Origin of the sequence: Paraburkholderia sp. RL17-337-BIB-A, from assembly GCF_046025895.1 — a bacterium.
GTDB classification, from domain to species: Bacteria; Pseudomonadota; Gammaproteobacteria; order Burkholderiales; family Burkholderiaceae; genus Paraburkholderia; species Paraburkholderia fungorum_C.
In genome coordinates this window covers 2,484,551-2,501,575 of the sequence record NZ_JARESY010000002.1, presented here as the reverse complement: position 1 = coordinate 2,501,575, position 17,025 = coordinate 2,484,551, and the positions used below count along the sequence as shown (strand labels likewise).

The window sequence follows — 17,025 nt, the reverse complement described above, 5'->3', positions numbered from 1 at the left end:
GCGCCCACGATAACAGCTAACTCCTCGTAGCCACGAACCACCATCAACGAGCGCCACGAACGCACCATGATCACGCGCCTCATCCTGCAAACGGTGGTCTGGCTGGCATGCATGGGTGCGCTGCTGTTCGGCGCCGCGGGCACCTTCGCGTGGCCGGCCGGCTGGTGGTATCTGATCGAAACCGGCGGGCTGAGTCTATGGATCGGGTTCTGGCTGGCGCGCCACGATCCCGGCCTGCTTGCCGAACGTCTCGCGCCGATCATTCAGGCGCAACAAAACCGCTGGGACCGCGTCTTCATGGTGGCCGTGGCGGTAACGTGGTGCGCCTGGCTCGTCCTGATGGGACTCGACGCCATGCGCTATCGCTGGTCGGCGCCGTTGCCGGTTTGGCTGGTGAGCTTCGGCTCGCTCTGCATCTTCGTCTGTCTTTTCATGTGTCTGATCGTCTTCCGGGCCAATAGCTATGCCGCGCCCGTCGTGAAGATTCAGGCAAGCCGTGGTCACAAAGTCATCGACACGGGCCCTTACGCCCATGTCCGTCATCCGATGTATTCCGCCGCGCTTCTGCTGTTCGTCGGCACGCCGCTGTTGCTGGGCTCGTGGTGGGGTCTTGCCTGCGTGCCGCTGCTGATCGTCGGTCTCGGCTGGCGCGCGGTGCGCGAGGAGCGCGTACTGGCGGAGCAACTCGACGGTTATACCGACTACACGTCACGCGTGCGTTACCGCTTCGTGCCGTTTATCTGGTAGGGCGCGCACTGCCGCCACTCGAAGTGTTGCAACACTGAGTGCCTCAGTGCCTCAGTGCCTCAGCCTCAGCCTCAGCCTCAGCTTCAGCACCTTCAGCATCTTCAGCACCGCAGCACCTCAGCACCTCAGCACCTCCAGCACCTCCAGCACCTCCAGCACCTCCAGCACCTCCAGCACCAACCTGTCTAGACAAAGCGCACCACGCTGACGCACACGCTGAGGTCCGCTGCATCCTCTTCCTGCTTTCAAAGCTCCCTTAAAAGCCTTGTCGCGCGTCGGTTCGTAGGGGCTTACCCGATGATCCATGCGATTTTGAAATTCCGCTTGCGAGGGTTTTTTGACTATGCAGACTTGTCTATACAAATTAAGCGCCGGTTAAAAATCCAGCTCGACGATTTCCTCAATCCAAGGAGTTTCGACGTGAAAATGAAACGCACGACGTTAGCAAAAGCATTGATGGGCGCCGTTGTCGGCGCCGCGACGATCTTCGCGGCACCGGTGCAGGCCAAAGACTGGAAGACCGTGACGATCGCGCTGGAGAGCGGTTACGCACCGTGGAACCTGACCTTGCCGGGCGGCAAGCTGGGCGGTTTCGAACCTGAACTGGTCGCGAATCTGTGCGAGCGCATCAAGCTGCAGTGCAACCTCGTCGCGCAAGACTGGGACGGCATGATCCCCGGTCTGCAAGCCGGCAAGGTCGACGTCCTGATGGATGCGATCTCGATCACGCCGGAGCGCGAAAAGATCATCGCGTTCTCGAAGCCGTACGCCACCACGCCGGCCACGTTCGCCGTGACCGACGCGAAAGTGCTGCCGAAAGCCGTGCCGACCGCGGGCGTCGTCAAACTGTCGGGCGATCCGAAAACCGACCAGCCCACCGTCGACGCCTTGCGCAAACAGCTGAAGGGCAAGACCATCGGCATTCAGTCAGGCACGGTCTACACCAAGTTCATCAACGACGGCTTCAAGGACGTCGCCACGATCCGCGTCTACAAGACCTCGCCTGAGCGTGACCTCGATCTGGCCAACGGCCGCATCGACGCCTCGTTCGAGGACGTGACCTAATACGCCGCCAACATCGACAGAAAGGAAACGTCGTCGATCGTGATGGCCGGCCCGAAGATCGGCGGCCCGATCTGGGGTCCGGGCGAAGGCCTCGCATTCCGCAAGCAGGACGCCGACCTGAAAGCGAAGTTCGATACCGCGATCAGCGCCGCGCTTGCCGACGGTACCGTCAAGAAGCTCTCCGCCAAGTGGTTCAAGACCGACGTCACGCCTTGATTCGCCTGAGCGTTCAGCTGTAGCGGCATACGCGGTGCGAAGAAGCGTGCATGCCGGCCGGTTCGATCCGCCGTCATGGAGGAGGAATAGGGAATGGCTCTGATAGAGATGCTCGGCTTCGGGCCGGAAGGCTGGGGCGGCGTGTTGCTGCTCGCGGCATTGATGACGATCGCGCTCACCCTGGCCGCACTCGCGGTCGGCGCCGTGTTCGGCGCCTTGATCGCGGCGGCCAAGCTGTCGCGGTTTCGCACGCTGTGCGTGATCGGCGACGTGTACACCACGGTGTTTCGCGGTGTGCCTGAGTTGCTCGTCATCTATCTGTTCTATTTCGGCGGCTCGACGCTCGTGACCACGATCGGTCAGTGGTTCGGCGCGGACGGCTTTGTCGGCGTGCCCCCGTTCGTGATCGGTGCGCTCGCGGTCGGCATGATTTCAGGCGCGTATCAGGCCGAGGTGTATCGCTCGGCGGTGCTCGCGGTATCGCGCGGCGAACTCGAAGCCGCGCGCTCGATCGGCATGCCCACCATGACCATGGCGCGCCGCATTCTGATTCCGCAAGTGTTGCGATTCGCGTTGCCTGGCATCGGCAATGTCTGGCAATTGAGCCTGAAGGATTCGGCGCTGATTTCCGTCACCGGTCTTGCTGAACTGCTGCGCGCCAGTCAGGTGGCGGCGGGTTCGACGCATCAGTACTTCACGTTCTTCGTGGTGGGCGGCGCGCTGTATCTGTTGATGACCAGCATCTCGAACCGGGTCTTCAACCGCGCCGAAGCGCGCGTGGGCCGATCCTTCAAGCGCAACTTCGCGCGCAACTGACGGGGACCGGACATCATGCATTTCGACTTCGATTTTCTGCTCGACACGCTGCGGCAACTGATCGCGGCGGTGCCGACCACCCTCGGCCTGTTCTTCTGCTCGCTGATCCTCGGCGGCTTGCTCTTGCTCGTCATCGTGACAATGCGCGTCTCGCCGCATTGGCTGCCAAATCGCTTTGCACGCGCTTACATCCTCGTGTTCCGCGGCTCGCCGTTGCTGATCCAGATGGTCCTCGTGTACTACGGCATGGGTCAGTTCGGCGTGATTCGCGAGAGCTTCCTGTGGCCGGTGCTGCGCGAGCCCTACATGTGCGCGGTTTTATCGTTGGCACTGTGCACCGCCGGATATACCGCCGAGATTATCCGCGGTGGTTTGATGGCCGTGCCGGTCGGTCAGATCGAGGCGGGCTACTCGATCGGCCTGTCGGGTTTCGCGCTGCTGCGCCGTGTGATTGGTCCGATTGCATTGCGGCAATGTCTGCCCGCGTATTCGACCGAGGCCGTGCTGCTCGTCAAATCGACCGCGCTCGCGAGTCTTGTCACCGTGTGGGAAGTGACTGGCGTGGCGCAGCAGATCATTCAGGAAACCTATCGCACCACTGAATTGTTCATCTGCGCCGCGTTGATCTATCTTTTCCTGAATTTCGTCATCGTGCGTTTGCTCGGCTTCCTCGAAACGCGTCTGTCGCGCCATCTGCGTGCAGCGCCCGCGTCAAGCTCACCGAACCGGCCGGTTTCCAGCGCGACCGAAGCACGCCGCGCCGCACCCTGAACGAACGCACGTCCTGCAGAATCTGGAGAATCTCATGAACGCTACGGCACCTGTCGCACTGTCGGTCAAGAACATCCATAAGTCGTTCGGTGACCACCACGTGGTCAAAGGTATTTCGCTCGATGCCCATCAAGGCGACGTGATTTCGATTCTCGGCGCAAGCGGCTCGGGCAAGAGCACGTTTCTGCGCTGCCTGAATCTGCTTGAAACGCCGGATGACGGCTCGGTGGCGCTCGGTGGCGAAGAACTCAAAATGAAACGCCGTGGCGACGGCAAGCTGCAACCGAGCGACCGCCGCCAGGTGGACCGGGTGCGCTCGCAACTCGGCATGGTGTTTCAGAACTTCAACCTCTGGTCGCATATGACCGGGCTGGAGAATCTGATCGAGGGGCCGATGCGCGTACAAAAGCGCAGTCGCGCCGAATCGGTCAAAGAAGCGGAAGCGCTGCTCGCGAAGGTTGGTCTCGCGGAAAAGCGCGGTCACTATCCGGCACATTTGTCCGGTGGTGAGCAGCAGCGTGTGGCGATCGCGGGTGCCTTGGCGATGCATCCCAAGGTAATGCTGTTCGACGAACCCACTTCGGCGCTCGACCCCGAACTGGTTGGCGAAGTGCTGCGCGTGATGCGCTCGTTCGCCGACGAGGGCCGCACGATGCTGGTCGTCACGCACGAGATGGGGTTCGCGCGCCATGTGTCGAATCGCGTGACGTTCGTGCATCAGGGTCAGGTGGAAGCCGACGGTACGCCGGACGAAGTGTTCGTCGAATGCAAGTCGGATCGCTTCCGCCAATTCGTGTCGAGCAACCAGGATCGCACGACTAACTAACCGAACAGCACTCGCTGCTCACCACTTCGTCACTTCACCGGGCAAAGCACCATCATGGCCGTGATCCGTTCCGATCGTCCTCTCGACTGGGTTCAGGTGGTGGCCATCGCCGCCGGCGAACCGCTCGAGCTTTCCGCCGACGCCCGCTCGCGCATCGCGGCGGCGCGAGTGCTCGTCGAGCAGATCGTCGAGCGCGGGATTCGCGCGTATGGCGTGAATACCGGCGTCGGCGCGCTGTGCGACGTGATCGTGTCGCCGGCCGAACAACGCATGCTGTCGCGCAACATTCTGATGAACCATGCGGTCGGCGTGGGCGCGCCGCTCGGTGTCGCCGAAACGCGCGCGATCATGGCGGCCGCCGTGAACAATTTTGCGCACGGGCACTCGGGGATTCGGTTCGAAGTCGCGGATCAGCTGGTCGCGTTGCTCAATGCCGGTTGCCTGCCGGAAGTGCCGGCGTTCGGCTCGGTCGGTAATCTGAGCCATATGGCGCATATTGCGTCGGTCGTGCGCTATCGCGGCGAACGCCTCAAAGGGCGTGACGCGTTGCAGCTGCTCGGCCTCGAACCGCTCATGCTCGAAGCGAAGGAGGGCTTGAGCCTCATCAACGGCTCGCCGTGCGTGACGGGGCTCGCCGCATTGGCTCTCGCGCGCGCCGCACGTCTGCTCGACTGGACCGACGTAGTCGCCGCGATGAGCTTCGAGAATCTGCGGGGACAGCTCGCGGCCTTCGATGAAGACTCGCTGGCGCTGCGCATTTAACCGGGCCTGAACCTGGTCGGCGAACGGATGCGTACCGCGCTTGCCGATAGCGGCATTCTCGCCGGGGGGGGCCACGCAGGACCGCCCGGATCGCACCCATGAGACGGCCCGCCAAGGCGATGCCCGCCTACGAGCAGATCAAGCGCTACGTGATCAGGCGCATTAGCGAGGGAGACTGGAAGCCGGGCGGCCTGATCCCCTCAGAAACGGAACTGGTCAAGGAATTCGGCGTCGCGCGCCCTGCGTGAGCTCACCACCGAACGTGTCCTGACGCGCGTGCAAGGTTCCGGCACCTTCGTCGCGCCGCAGCGCCACGAATCGACGGTGCTGGAAATCCGCACTATCGCCGACGAAATCGCCGCGCGCGGCCATCGTCATTCAGCGCGTGTGCTGACGCTCGGACCGAGTGGCGATCCGCACGCGCTCGAAGCGCTCGGCCTCGCCGGCGGTCCCGCGTTTCATTCGTGCATCGTGCATAGCGAAGAGGGCGAGCCGATCCAGTACGAAGATCGCTACTTGACATCCTCCCCGCCCTGAAGAGGCTGTCGCAAAAGGGTACATAGCCGAACGCGACGGCTTTTCTCGCCCTGACAATTCAAGCACTTACAAAGCCGAATTGTTTCGAGTTGTACCTTTTGCGACAGCCTCTGAAGGACGAGGATTCCTACGGTGCTTAGGCCGCGATGGCCTGAGTCACTTCGGCGGGTTCCTGCTTCTTCGAGCGGCCCGAGCGCACCCTCTCTCCACAGGCTAACAAGCGCTGTCCGCGCTCTAAAACATTGATCGCGCCGACGTGATCGGCGTTTGCTTCGTGGCCGCAGCGCACGCACGCGAACAGCGATTGCGTGCGGCGGTTATCGGTTGAGATATGGGCGCAGCATGGGCACGTGCGGCTCGTGTTGGCCGCCGGCACGGCGACGAAGAACCCGCCGCGCCATGCCGTTTTGTACTCCAACTGGCGGCGAAACTCGAACCAGCCCTGGTCGAGAATCGACTTATTGAGGCCCGACTTGGCGCGGACATTGCGCCCTGGCGCTTCTACGCTGCCCTTTGATGACCTGGCCATGTTGCGCACCTGCAAATCCTCGACGGCGATCATTGCGTGGTTTTTGCTGATCGTGTTCGATGCTTTGTGCAGGAAGTCGTTACGCGCGTTCGCGATGCGCGCATGGATGCGCTGCACGCGGGCCTTCGCCTTTTTCCAGTTCGATGAACCCTTGACCTTGCGCGACATGCGGCGCTGATACTTCGCGAGCCGCTGTTCGTGCCTTTTGAAGCTCGCGAGCGGCGCGATAAACGAGCCGTCGCTCAGCGTGGCGAAGCGCGTCACGCCGACGTCGATACCGACCGCCGGGCCGTGTGGAACCGCCTGTTCGACCTCGCGCTTCGTGAGGATCGAGACGAACCACTTGCCCGCGCGCAGCGATACCGTCGCGCTGCGGAGCTCGCCGGGCACGGTGCGGCTGTTGCGGTAGCGGACATAGCCGAGCTTCGGCAAAAAGATGCGACCGCTCTCGCGGTCCAGCCTGATCTGCTTTGCGTCGGGATAGCGAAACGAATCGCTCATGCCTTTGCGCTTGAAACGGGGGAAACCGGTGCGCTTCCCGAAGAAATTGACGAACGCGCGATCGAGGTCCTTCAGTGCCTGCTGCTGGGTATGGACCGGCGCATCCTTGAGCCACGGCGTATCAGCGCTGTTGCGCCAATCTGTGAGCCACTTGCACATGCCTGCATGGCCTACGAACTTCCCGCCAGCCTCGCGATTCTTCTGCTGCTCCGCGAGCGCCTTGTTAAAAACGAACCGGCCTGCTCCGGCGAACTGGCGCATCTTGCGCGCTTGCTCACCGGTCGGCATGAATTCGAATTTGAAGGCTTGAAGTCGTTCCATAGCTGAAAATATACTTTGGTCTATGACTACCGACAACAATATTCGACACGGGCGACACTGCGTTTTCGTGATGCATGTGCACTTGGTCTTTGTGACCAGGTATCGGCGCGGCGTGTTCACGAAAGAAATCATCGACGACCTGCGCGTGGTATTCGCCAGCGTGTGCGCCGACTTCGAGGCCGAACTGGTGGAGTTCGACGGCGAGGACGACCACGTACACCTTCTGGTGACCTACCCGCCCAAAGTCGCCGTCTCGGCGCTCGTGAACAGCCTGAAGGGCGTTTCGAGCCGCATGATCCGCAAGAAGAACTACCTGAGCATTCGGCGCAAACTGTGGAATGGTGCGCTTTGGTCGCCGTCCTATTTTGCCGGTAGCTGCGGCGGGGCGCCTGTCTCAGTGATTCGCCAATACATCGAGCAACAGCGAACGCCGCACTAAGGCCCTGGAAGGACGCCTACGGCGTCCGCGCTTTCCTTCCCCGCCGTGAACGACTGAGCTTTACCCACAAGTCCGGTTGTAAACTGGATCGAACGATGTTAACTTTCGTCCAATCTGTTGAAGCGGTGGCAGCGGATTGGCGATCGACGACGATACGACGGACTGGGCGAGCGACGAATTCGCATCGGCGAATCTCGGTGACGCACGTCTATCGTCCCGACTGGTGGCGTTGGCCCGACAATTGTCCGCTAGTCCTCACACATCGCTGCCGCAGGCGCTGTCGCCTGCTGAACTGAAGGCGGCCTACCGGTTCTTTGACAACGACCAGGTCGACACTGACGGTGTACTGGCGCCGCATATCGCGCAGACGCTGGACCGTATGGAGCAGATCCCGGTGGTGCTGGCCATACAGGACACCACCGAATTTAACCTGACGCATCTGCCTGCCACAGATGGTTTGGGGCGCTGTACCGGTGGCAATGAGCGCGGGTTCTTGATGCACAGCCTGCTGGCGGTCAGTCCGGAAGGTTTGCCGCTCGGGGTACTGGGCATGAAGACGTGGGCACGTCGTGAAGGAACCCAGGGCAGCGCCGCGCAGCGCAAATCCCGCCCCATCCATGAGAAGGAAAGCATCAAGTGGATCGAGGGACTTGCGCACCTGTCGGCACTGAAGTCGCGTTGTGAGCACACGCAACTCATTGGCATCGGCGATCGCGAAAGCGATGTCTATGAACTGTTTGCTGCGCAACGCCCGGACGGGGTGGACTGGCTGGTGCGCGCGGCATGGAATCGCTGCGCCCGCCATCCCCAGCGCTATCTTTGGCAGGCGGTACTGGACGCTCCCGCAGCAGGTCACACCGAGTTGCTGGTGCCAGCCAAAGGGAGTCGTCCCCAGCGCACCGCATGCCTGACATTGCGATACGCATGCGTACGTCTGCGACCGCCTCAGACACGGACCCGCTTGCCCGAGCTGGACGTCTTCGCCGTGCACGTCATCGAGGACGAACCGCCTGCCGGTATCGAGCCACTCGAATGGATGCTGCTCACCTCGGTGCCCACGCACTCGCCCGGGCAGGCACTTGAGCGGCTGCAATGGTACGCACGGCGCTGGACGATTGAGACCTGGCACCGGGTACTCAAGAGCGGCTGCCGCATCGAGGCCCGCCAGTTCGGCACGCTCGAACGCTTTGTTCGGGCTACCTCCCTGTTCGCGGTCATTGCCTGGCGCATCCTCTACACCACGCTGCTGGCGCGGCTGGACGGTGACCTGCCTTGTGAGGCGGTCCTCCAGCCCGTCGAATGGCAAGCCCTGTATTGCCGCATGCATCGAACCACCCGGCCACCGGACACGGTGCCGTCGCTGCACCAGGCGATACGATGGATTGCCGCCTTGGGCGGCTACCTGAATCGCCGCCACGATCCACCACCCGGCGCCACGGTCATCTGGCGAGGCTTCCTCGTCTTGCACGAAATCACCGAGATGTTCCGCATCTTTGCTTCAGGTCCGTAACTTGTGGGTAAAGCTCAGCCGTGAACGACGGGGCTTGCCGCGCACTTGGGTCAATCCGAATCTGATGATGGATATCGGCGAGCCCTGTTTGCAGCTATGGCGCCGCACATGGGTCGGTGATGATGTCGCGACGTCGGTGCAGTTGTGGCATCCGGCATCGCGTTTTCATCTGGCAGGCAACGTGTGAGCGGCAAGACGCGCGCGCGGGCGCGGGGGCGTTCGCACCGCTAACCTAGCCTTGCCGCTGCGCTAGATCGGGCGTGAACCGGCAACCTAGCCGATACCGCGAGCCCGGATGCACGAAACGCGCGAACGTGACCGCAACGCCGCTCGTCCATGTGCGGCGCATCAGCGTCAGGCACGGCTCATCGGCGCGAATTTCCAGCCACTCGGCTTCGGCGCGCGTCGGCAAACCGGCGTCGACGACATGTTCGACGTCGTGCGCCGGCACGGTTTCGAACAGATACTCGGACGGCCTCGTGGTGGAGAAATCCTGCTTGAGGAAGTCCGGTGCGGTTACCGGATTGACATAGCGGTCTTCGAGCTGCACCGGCAAGCCGTTCTCGCGATGCACGCAAATCACATGGAACACGGACGCGCCGGGCGCCAGCCCTAACGCGTTCGACACCGTCACCGGCGCGGTTTCGCGTTGCGAGAGGACGGTGTCGTAGCTGTATTCGTGACCGCGCGAGCGGATCTCGTCGCCGATATGGGCGATCATCAGCAGCGTGGATTGCGGCTTGGATTGTGCGACAAAGGTGCCGACGCCTGACACGCGGGTGACGAGACCTTGATCGGCGAGTTCGCGCAGCGCGCGATTCACCGTCATGCGTGACACGCCTAAGGTCGCGACGAGGTCCAGCTCGGACGGCAGGCGATCGCCCGCTTGCCGCGCGCCCGATTCGATGATCTGGCGGATGTGGTTCTTGACCTGTTCGTAGCGGGCGGCCGGTGCGTCGGTCGCCACGCGCGCGGTTTTCATCGCTGCGGCGGGCGGGGTGTCGTGAGCGTTGCTGCGAACGGGGGGGGTCATCGGCGGCCTTTACGCTACAGTCCGCACGAGCCGCACGAGCCGCACGAGCCGCACGAGCCGCACGAACCAGGCGAACCAGGCGAACCAGGCGAACCGCACAAGCCCGGCGAACCGCACAAGCCGAACGAACCCTGCGAGCGCCTGCGCAGCTTCTTCATACCGGCTCCGCATCCTCAGGACCGCGCGCCCAGAAAGCATTGCGGTCGAAGTAGTTTTGCAGAAACTGCCGCAAGCGCGGCTGCCCGGCATCGTGAAAGACTTCGCGCGGCTTGCCTTGCACGGCGATGCGCCCCTGGTCGATGAACATTACCTTGTCGGCGACCTGGGCGGCGAAGCCCATTTCGTGCGTGACGACGGCCATCGTCATGCCGTCGCGCGCGAGTTGCTTCATCACCTGCAGCACTTCGCCAACCAGCTCGGGGTCAAGCGCCGAGGTCGGCTCGTCGAACAGCATGAGGTGCGGCTCCATCGCCAGCGCACGTGCAATCGCCACGCGCTGCTGCTGGCCGCCAGAGAGTTTCGATGGGTACGCATCGCCCTTGTGCGCAAGGCCGACGGTGTCCAGCATCGCATTGGCGCGGCGGCGCGCTTCGTCACGCGACATCTGGCGCACGCGCAGCAAGGCTTCCATCACATTGCCGAGCGCCGTCATATGCGGCCAAAGATTGAACTGCTGAAACACCATGCCGACGTTGCGCCGCACGCGATTGATTTCGCTTTGCGAGGCTCGCACGCGTTTTCCATTGCGCTCGCTATAGCCGAGCAGTTCGCCTTCGATGCGCACGTCGCCCTGATCGTAGGTTTCGAGCGCGGCGAGGCAGCGCAGCAGCGTGCTCTTGCCCGAGCCCGACGGGCCGATGATGCAGACCACTTCGGAGCGGGCGATCTCGAGATCGACGCCGCGCAGCACTTCAACTTCGCCAAAGCGTTTCTTCAGGTCGCGCACTTCGATCAGCGGCGCGCCGGACGGCGTATCGAAAGCAGCAGGGGACGTGGAGGACGGCATGTCGGCGATAGCGTTCATAAAATGGTGCGGATTCCGTTCATGCCATGAAGCGCGAGATGCGGGTTTCGGCCCACATCCCCACGCGCGAAGTCAGTTCGACCAGCGCGAGGTAGCACAGGCACAGCACCAGCAGCGTTTCGACGAAAGCGAAGGTGGCCGAGCCGATGCCGGTCAGCACGAACGTGAGTTCGGGCACGGTGACGATCGACAGCACTGCGGTTTCCTTGCTCAGCACGATGATCAGATTGGTCAGCGCGGGCACGATCAGCACCAGCATCTGCGGCACCTGAATGCGCAGGACGGCCTGCCAGCGAGTGAGTCCGAGACAGGACGCCGCTTCGAGATGGCCCGGCGGCACTGATTGAAAGCCCGAGCGGAATGCTTCGGCGAAATACGCGCTGCCGTAGAGGCCTAAGCCGAGCACGCCGGCCGTCATCGGTTCGAGCGTGAGGCCCAAGGATGGGCCGCCGTAGTACAGCAAAAACAGTTGCACGAGAAACGGCGTGCCGCGAAACAGTTCGATATAGAAGCGCAATATGCCGCGTACCCAGCGTCCGCAAAAGAGTTGCAGCACGGCGATCAGAAAGCCGATCAGCATGCCGATCGCCACGCCAGCGGCCCAGGTGCCGAGCGTGGTCGCCAGACCGGCGGCGATGGGCTGCAGGTTGTGGGTGATGACGGTGGGGTCGAGCTTTTGCATGACTGGGTCGATCTCAAGCTCAAGGGCACTCAGGCGTGCTGCAAACGATATTCGGCTGTATGCGCGGCGAGCGCCAACGTGCCGCAGATCACGAAGTAGATCAGCCCGGCCGCGACGTAGGCTTCGAGCGGCCGATAGGTGCTGGCCGCAATGTTCTGCGCCGTACGCGTCAACTCGGCGACCCCCACTACCGAGATCAGCGACGAAGCCTTGATCAGCAGCACCATTTCATTGACCAGCGAGGGCAGAGTCAACCGGAACGCCTGCGGCACCAGAATGCGCCGCAGCATATCGAACGGTGCAAGCCCGAGCATGCGCGCGGCTTCGATCTGACCCGGCGGAATACTGAGGAAGCCGCCACGCAGAATCTCGGCGATATACGAAGCGGAACACAGCGACACAGCGCTGAGTGCCGCGACGATGGGCGATACATTGATTCCGGCGAACGGCAGCAGGTAGTACACCAGCAGCAGTTGCACCAGCATCGGCACGCCACGAAAGAAGAACACGTAGGCGCCGCCGAACATGCGCGCCGCGCGCTTCGGGGAGAGGCGTGCCGCACACACGCCGATCGCGACGAAGAAGCCGATTACAAGGCCCGTCAGCGAAATGCCGATGGTGGCGAGCGCCGCATGCAGCAGCAGTGGCAAGCCCTGGAGAAAGACGGTTGCGCTGAACATCTTGTGCTGAACATCAATAGTTCGGCGCGGGCATCGTGGTCGGCGCATCCATCGCGACACCGAACCACTTTTTCTGCAAGGCCGCGAGGCGCCCGTCGTTGTGCATTTTCACGAGCGCGGCGTTGAAGGCATCGGCGAGCGGCTTGCTGTCCGCGTCTTTGCGCAGACAGTAAGCAAAGTACACTTTCGCGCCGAACGGCGGTTGCACCACGGCGAAGGTTTCGGGGCGTTGCTTGGCCACGTACGCGATGTTGGTCATCGAGTTCGCGACCGCGGCGATGCGGCCGGCGGCGAGATCGGCATAAGCCTGATTGTTGTCGACGTATTCGCGGATTTCAGGCGGTTTCGGCAAGGTGGCGACGTAGGTCTTCAACTGGTCGAGCTGGGCCGAGCCTTTGCCCGCGCCGACCGTTTTGCCGACGATATCCGACGATTGCTTGACGGAGGTGTCGTTGGCGCGCTTGAGCAGCGCGTCGGTGGCGTCCGCGACCGGCAGGGTGTAAGTGTAGCGCTCCATGCGCGCCTTGGTGACCGTCAGCGGGCCGCCCACCATATCGAACTTGCCGGCTTCGAGACCCGGCAGCACGCTTGGCCACGGCAAGTCGATAAAGCGCACCTTCACGCCCATTTCCTTGCCGACCTCGGCGAACAGATCCTTATTGAAGCCCGCTTGCTGGCCGTTTTCAAGGAAGTCGAAGGGCGCGAACTGCATCTCGGTGCCGACCACCAGTTCGCCTGCTTTTTTCACTTTGGCGAGCTGGTCTTCCGCATGGGCGGTGACGCTTGCCGCGCACAACGCCAGCATGACCAAACGACACTTCCAGCCTGCAAGGATGCTCATGGGATTCTCCGGTTGGCAAAGCGGTGTCGCGCGCAAGCAGTTCGGCAGCGGGCCCGGCGCGAGTCATGCGAGGCAGTATATACCGCAGTTTTCGCGCGAAATAAATAATCGCGCGAGTAGAGAAAAGCCCTTACGTGAAGCACCGGCAAGCCACTTGCGAGTGCGCTTTTGGCGGTATATACAACTGGGATGAACGAGGCACGCGAGCGAGTCGCGCGCGTGATTTGCAAGCCTGGGATTTGCGGGCCTCTTTCATCAGCTAAATCGGCACACCCCTCTAGGGAGCAACGTCATGGCCGTGACCCGCATTCCGATCATCGATTTCGCCGGCGTTCGCGCGGGCGATCCCCAGGCGGTGACGCGCGTGGCGCACGAAATCCGCGAAGCATGCACGACGATCGGCTTCTTCTACATCGTCAATCATGGCGTTCCGCAAGCAGCGATCGACGCAGCCGAACAGGCGGCACGCAGGTTTTTTGCGTTTCCGGTGGAGACGAAGCGGCGCGCGGCGGTCAATCAAAGGCATCGGGGTTTCAATGCGCTTGGCGACGCCACCATGTATCAGGCGAAGCGCCCCGACTACAAGGAATTTTTCAGCATCGGCCTCGAGTTGCCGGAGGACGATCCCGATGTGCTCGCCGGGCAGGCGCTGCGTGGGCCGAACAACTGGCCGGATTTCATGCCGGAACTGCGGCCCGCGCTTTATGGCTACTACGAAGCGGTCGCCGCGTGCGGCGCCGATCTGCTGCGGGCAGTGGCGCTAAGTCTTGGCGTCGGCGAGCAGTTCTTCGCGCCGCGTTATACGAAGCGGATGCAGCGCACGCAGATGGTCTACTATCCGCCGCAACCGCCTCAGTCGGACGCGGATCAGTTCGGTGTCGCGCCCCATACCGACTACGGTTGCATTACCTTGTTGTGGCAGGATCAGGTGGGCGGTTTGCAGGTGCGTGAGATCGCCAACGATACGTGGGTCGATGCGCCACCTGTCGAAGGCAGCTTCGTGGTGAATGTCGGCGATCTGCTGGCGCGCTGGACCAATGATCGCTTTCGCTCCACCTTGCATCGCGTGATCAATGCGTCGGGGCGCGAGCGCTATTCGATCGCGACGTTCTATGATCCCACTTACGGTGCGATGGTTGATCCGCGTGAGCTCGGTACGAGCGACGCGGACCTCAGGTACCAGCCGGTCGCCGCGGGTGACTATATCCTCGGGCGAATCAACGATTCGATGGGTTATCGGAAGAAAGCGGCCGTTGCAGGCACGCAAGGAACCACTGCATGACAGATAACAGTTTGGCAAGTGGCGCGGCGGGCAACGCAGGCAGCAACGCGGGCAGCAACGTAAGCAGCACTGCAGGCAGTAGCGTGGGTACCAACGCAGGTAGCCACGCAGGCAGTAGCGCGGCCACCAACGCAGGCAATAACGCAAGCAGCAGCGCAGCGCCGCTTTCCGCAACACTCGCGGCGCTGCGTGCCGCGCTCGGTGACGACGCGGTGCGGGTCGGCGAGCAGATCGGCGAACGCGCGATGACCGATTGGACACGTCACGATCCGACGCGTCCCGCTGCATTGCTCTTACCGCGCAGCACGGAAGAAGTCTCGCGTGCGCTGGCCATTTGCCACGACGCGCATCAACCGGTGGTGCCGCAGGGCGGCATGACCGGTCTCGCCGGCGGCGCGATTGCGCGCGCCACCGATATCGCGCTGTCGCTCGAACGGCTCACCGGCATCGAGGAAATCGACACCGCCTCGGCTACCCTGACCGTACGCGCCGGCACCACGTTGCAAACCGCGCAGGAAGCCGCCGCCGAAGCGGGCTTCGAACTCGCGCTCGATCTCGGCGCGCGCGGCTCGTGCCAGATCGGCGGCAATCTGGCGACCAACGCAGGCGGCAATCGCGTGATCCAGTCAGGCACCGCGCGCGACCAGGTACTTGGCCTTGAAGTGGTGCTCGCCAATGGCGACGTGCTGACGTCGCTCGGCAAGATGGTCAAGAACAATACGGGCTACGACCTGAAGCACTGGTTCATCGGCTCGGAAGGTACGCTCGGCGTGATCACGCGCGCGGTGCTGCGGCTCCATCCGCAACGCGCGGCGCGGCACACGGCGCTCGTCGCGCTCGACGGTTACGAGGCCGCCGTGAGCCTACTGCGCCACCTGTCGACGCGCTTTGGCAACGACATCGGCGCGTTCGAAATCATGTGGCCGGATTTCTACGATTTCGGCGTGAAGCTGACGGGCACGCGCTCGCCGTTCGGGGAATCGCACTCGCTCTATGCATTGATCGAACACGCGAGTTTCGACGCCGGCGACGACGGCGAACGTTTCTCCGCCGCGCTGACCGATGCACTCGACTCGGAAGCGATTCGTGACGCGGTGATCGCGCAATCGGTGGCCGACGTCCTGGCGTTATGGGCGATTCGCGAATGCACCGCGGAATTTCCGGTGCGGCTCGATGCGATCAACTTCGACGTGAGCCTGCCGATCAGCGAGATCGGCGCTTTCGTCGACCGTTGCCGCGCGGCGCTCGATCAACGCTGGCCGGGCAATGCGTCGTATTTCTTCGGCCATATCGGCGATTCGAATCTGCATGTCACCGTTGACGGCCATTCGATCCCCGGCGTCGACCATCACGCGGTGTATGCGTTCGTCTACGAGATGCTGGGGCCGTTGCACGGGTCGGTGTCGGCTGAACACGGGATCGGTCTGCTCAAGCGCGAGTTCTTGCCGATCTCGCGCTCGCCTGCTGAATTGGCCGCAATGGCCGCGATCAAACATGCGCTGGACCCGCACGGCATTCTGAATCCGGGCAAGCTGTTTTGAGCAACGCGTGCAGGCCGCTGCGGGGTCCGCAGAAGCGAGGTCCGCAGAGGCGAGGCACGCAGCGCAACGCCGCCATACACTCAGCGCGGAACTCCCTGCCGCGCCATTTACTGCGATGCGCCTTCGGCGTGTGTCAGCAGTTCGCTGGCATAACGCCGGTACAGCCATGACAGTGAGGCCGCGGCGAACACGATGAAGATGGCATTGAGCAGCGCCTGCACGATCGCGATGACAGCCGCCTCCTGGGTCGCATGCGCGGCCTGCATTTTGGGGCCCGCGATGAAGAGGAAAATGGCGCTCAGCACGAAGACCGGCAGATACGTGACGAAGCCCACGGCGACCATGCTCCACACATGCCCGCGGCTGTCTCTCCAGGCGGCCCGCAACGCGAGCCTGCTGCCGAGCGCAATGGCCGGATAGAGCAGAATCAGCCGCATGGTGACGAACAGATAGATCACCAGCATGGGCAGGTAGATCAGGACGCCCAGCCGCACCGTGCGCATGGCGACGAAACCCAGGCCGGCAAACACCAGCATCGTCAGCACGACGGCAAGCGAGACCAGCGCGTAGCGGCCGAGCGGCTTGCCGTTGAGCGGTACGAGCGGCTGCACGCCTTCGCCGAGCAGCACGAAACGATGGACCTTGATGGTCAGCGTTCCACCAACGGCCAATTGCAGCGCGGTCCAGACCAGCGGAAGCAGCCGCTGCCCGAGATTTGCCATCGCGTCGACGCCGCTGGCGGGCGTGACGGCGGCAGGGTGCGGGCCGGCCAGCAACGACGTGCAGGCCAGTACCGCGCAAACGCCCAGGAACAACCAGGGCATTTGCGTGACGGCTTGCCACGAACTGATCCAGCCTTTTTTTACGCAGGCCCCGAAGGTCAACTGTTCCATAGCTTTTAG

The 17,025-nt window shown here is 62.8% G+C and carries 15 protein-coding genes and 4 pseudogenes; 12 read left to right on the top strand and 7 right to left on the bottom strand.

From position 1 onward, the window contains the following. The first annotated feature begins 66 nt into the window (after positions 1–66). From P0D84_RS31870 to P0D84_RS31840, 7 genes and pseudogenes are all read left to right on the top strand, one after another. Positions 67–747, top strand: coding sequence for a methyltransferase family protein (locus tag P0D84_RS31870; protein ID WP_408343222.1), 681 nt, complete (start codon positions 67–69; stop codon positions 745–747). Between the two features lie 426 nt (positions 748–1,173). After that, positions 1,174–2,028: pseudogene (locus P0D84_RS31865) on the top strand (transporter substrate-binding domain-containing protein). 93 nt (positions 2,029–2,121) lie between these two features. Then, positions 2,122–2,844 carry an ABC transporter permease gene (locus P0D84_RS31860; protein ID WP_408343220.1) on the top strand — a complete coding sequence of 241 codons (723 nt, stop codon included), beginning with the start codon at positions 2,122–2,124 and terminating at the stop codon, positions 2,842–2,844. A gap of 15 nt (positions 2,845–2,859) precedes the next feature. Further along, a complete protein-coding gene (locus P0D84_RS31855) occupies positions 2,860–3,615 on the top strand; it encodes an ABC transporter permease (RefSeq protein ID WP_408343218.1) in 756 nt (251 codons plus the stop codon). 34 nt (positions 3,616–3,649) lie between these two features. Further along, positions 3,650–4,441, top strand: a complete 792-nt coding sequence (locus P0D84_RS31850; protein ID WP_408343216.1) for an ABC transporter ATP-binding protein — start codon at positions 3,650–3,652, stop codon at positions 4,439–4,441. A 54-nt stretch (positions 4,442–4,495) separates the two neighbouring features. Beyond that, a pseudogene (locus P0D84_RS31845) lies at positions 4,496–5,266 on the top strand (aromatic amino acid lyase); the annotation flags it as partial. Then, positions 5,250–5,722 (top strand): annotated as a pseudogene (locus P0D84_RS31840) (GntR family transcriptional regulator); the annotation flags it as partial. The pseudogenes P0D84_RS31845 and P0D84_RS31840, both read left to right, overlap by 17 nt. Before the next feature lie 154 nt (positions 5,723–5,876). Here the strand turns inward: P0D84_RS31840 and P0D84_RS31835 are convergent. Beyond that, the gene (locus P0D84_RS31835) at positions 5,877–7,091 is read right to left on the bottom strand and encodes an RNA-guided endonuclease InsQ/TnpB family protein (RefSeq protein WP_408343214.1); all 1,215 of its coding nucleotides are present in this window, start codon (positions 7,089–7,091) and stop codon (positions 5,877–5,879) included. 22 nt (positions 7,092–7,113) lie between these two features. Here P0D84_RS31835 and tnpA point away from each other — a divergent pair, with 22 nt between their 5' ends. The 3 genes and pseudogenes from tnpA to P0D84_RS31820 all read left to right on the top strand — a co-directional run. Continuing rightward, complete coding sequence (gene tnpA, locus P0D84_RS31830) at positions 7,114–7,530, top strand: IS200/IS605 family transposase (RefSeq protein ID WP_408343212.1); 417 nt, start codon at positions 7,114–7,116, stop codon at positions 7,528–7,530. Positions 7,531–7,666: 136 nt separating this feature from the next. After that, entirely contained in the window at positions 7,667–9,040 is a 1,374-nt protein-coding gene (locus P0D84_RS31825; protein WP_408343210.1) for an IS4 family transposase, read from the top strand. 55 nt (positions 9,041–9,095) lie between these two features. After that, positions 9,096–9,227, top strand: a pseudogene (locus P0D84_RS31820) (histidine utilization repressor); the annotation flags it as partial. Positions 9,228–9,272: 45 nt separating this feature from the next. Here P0D84_RS31820 and hutC read toward each other — a convergent pair. From hutC to P0D84_RS31795, 5 genes are all read right to left on the bottom strand, one after another. Next, on the bottom strand, positions 9,273–10,073 hold the full coding sequence (gene hutC, locus P0D84_RS31815) for a histidine utilization transcriptional repressor HutC (RefSeq protein ID WP_408343208.1): 801 nt from the start codon (positions 10,071–10,073) through the stop codon (positions 9,273–9,275). A gap of 154 nt (positions 10,074–10,227) precedes the next feature. After that, positions 10,228–11,097: an amino acid ABC transporter ATP-binding protein gene (locus P0D84_RS31810; RefSeq protein WP_408343206.1), complete on the bottom strand. Its 870-nt coding sequence runs from the start codon at positions 11,095–11,097 to the stop codon at positions 10,228–10,230. Positions 11,098–11,116: 19 nt separating this feature from the next. After that, positions 11,117–11,779 (bottom strand): amino acid ABC transporter permease, encoded by a 663-nt coding sequence (locus P0D84_RS31805; RefSeq protein ID WP_408343204.1) that lies wholly within the window; start codon positions 11,777–11,779, stop codon positions 11,117–11,119. Positions 11,780–11,808: 29 nt separating this feature from the next. Further along, complete coding sequence (locus P0D84_RS31800; RefSeq protein ID WP_408343202.1) at positions 11,809–12,459, bottom strand: amino acid ABC transporter permease; 651 nt, start codon at positions 12,457–12,459, stop codon at positions 11,809–11,811. A gap of 13 nt (positions 12,460–12,472) precedes the next feature. Further along, the gene (locus P0D84_RS31795) at positions 12,473–13,300 is read right to left on the bottom strand and encodes a transporter substrate-binding domain-containing protein (RefSeq protein WP_408343200.1); all 828 of its coding nucleotides are present in this window, start codon (positions 13,298–13,300) and stop codon (positions 12,473–12,475) included. A 292-nt stretch (positions 13,301–13,592) separates the two neighbouring features. On the opposite strand from P0D84_RS31795, the gene P0D84_RS31790 reads away from it, so the two are divergent. Together P0D84_RS31790 and P0D84_RS31785 are read left to right on the top strand one after the other, a co-directional pair. Next, on the top strand, positions 13,593–14,582 hold the full coding sequence (locus tag P0D84_RS31790; RefSeq protein ID WP_408343198.1) for an isopenicillin N synthase family dioxygenase: 990 nt from the start codon (positions 13,593–13,595) through the stop codon (positions 14,580–14,582). Next, the gene (locus P0D84_RS31785; RefSeq protein WP_408343196.1) at positions 14,579–16,123 is read left to right on the top strand and encodes an FAD-binding oxidoreductase; all 1,545 of its coding nucleotides are present in this window, start codon (positions 14,579–14,581) and stop codon (positions 16,121–16,123) included. The genes P0D84_RS31790 and P0D84_RS31785 overlap by 4 nt, the downstream gene beginning before the upstream one ends. A 107-nt stretch (positions 16,124–16,230) precedes the next feature. On the opposite strand, the gene P0D84_RS31780 is transcribed toward P0D84_RS31785, so the two are convergent. Next, positions 16,231–17,016, bottom strand: a complete 786-nt coding sequence (locus P0D84_RS31780) for a hypothetical protein (RefSeq protein WP_408343194.1) — start codon at positions 17,014–17,016, stop codon at positions 16,231–16,233. Positions 17,017–17,025: the final 9 nt, after the last annotated feature.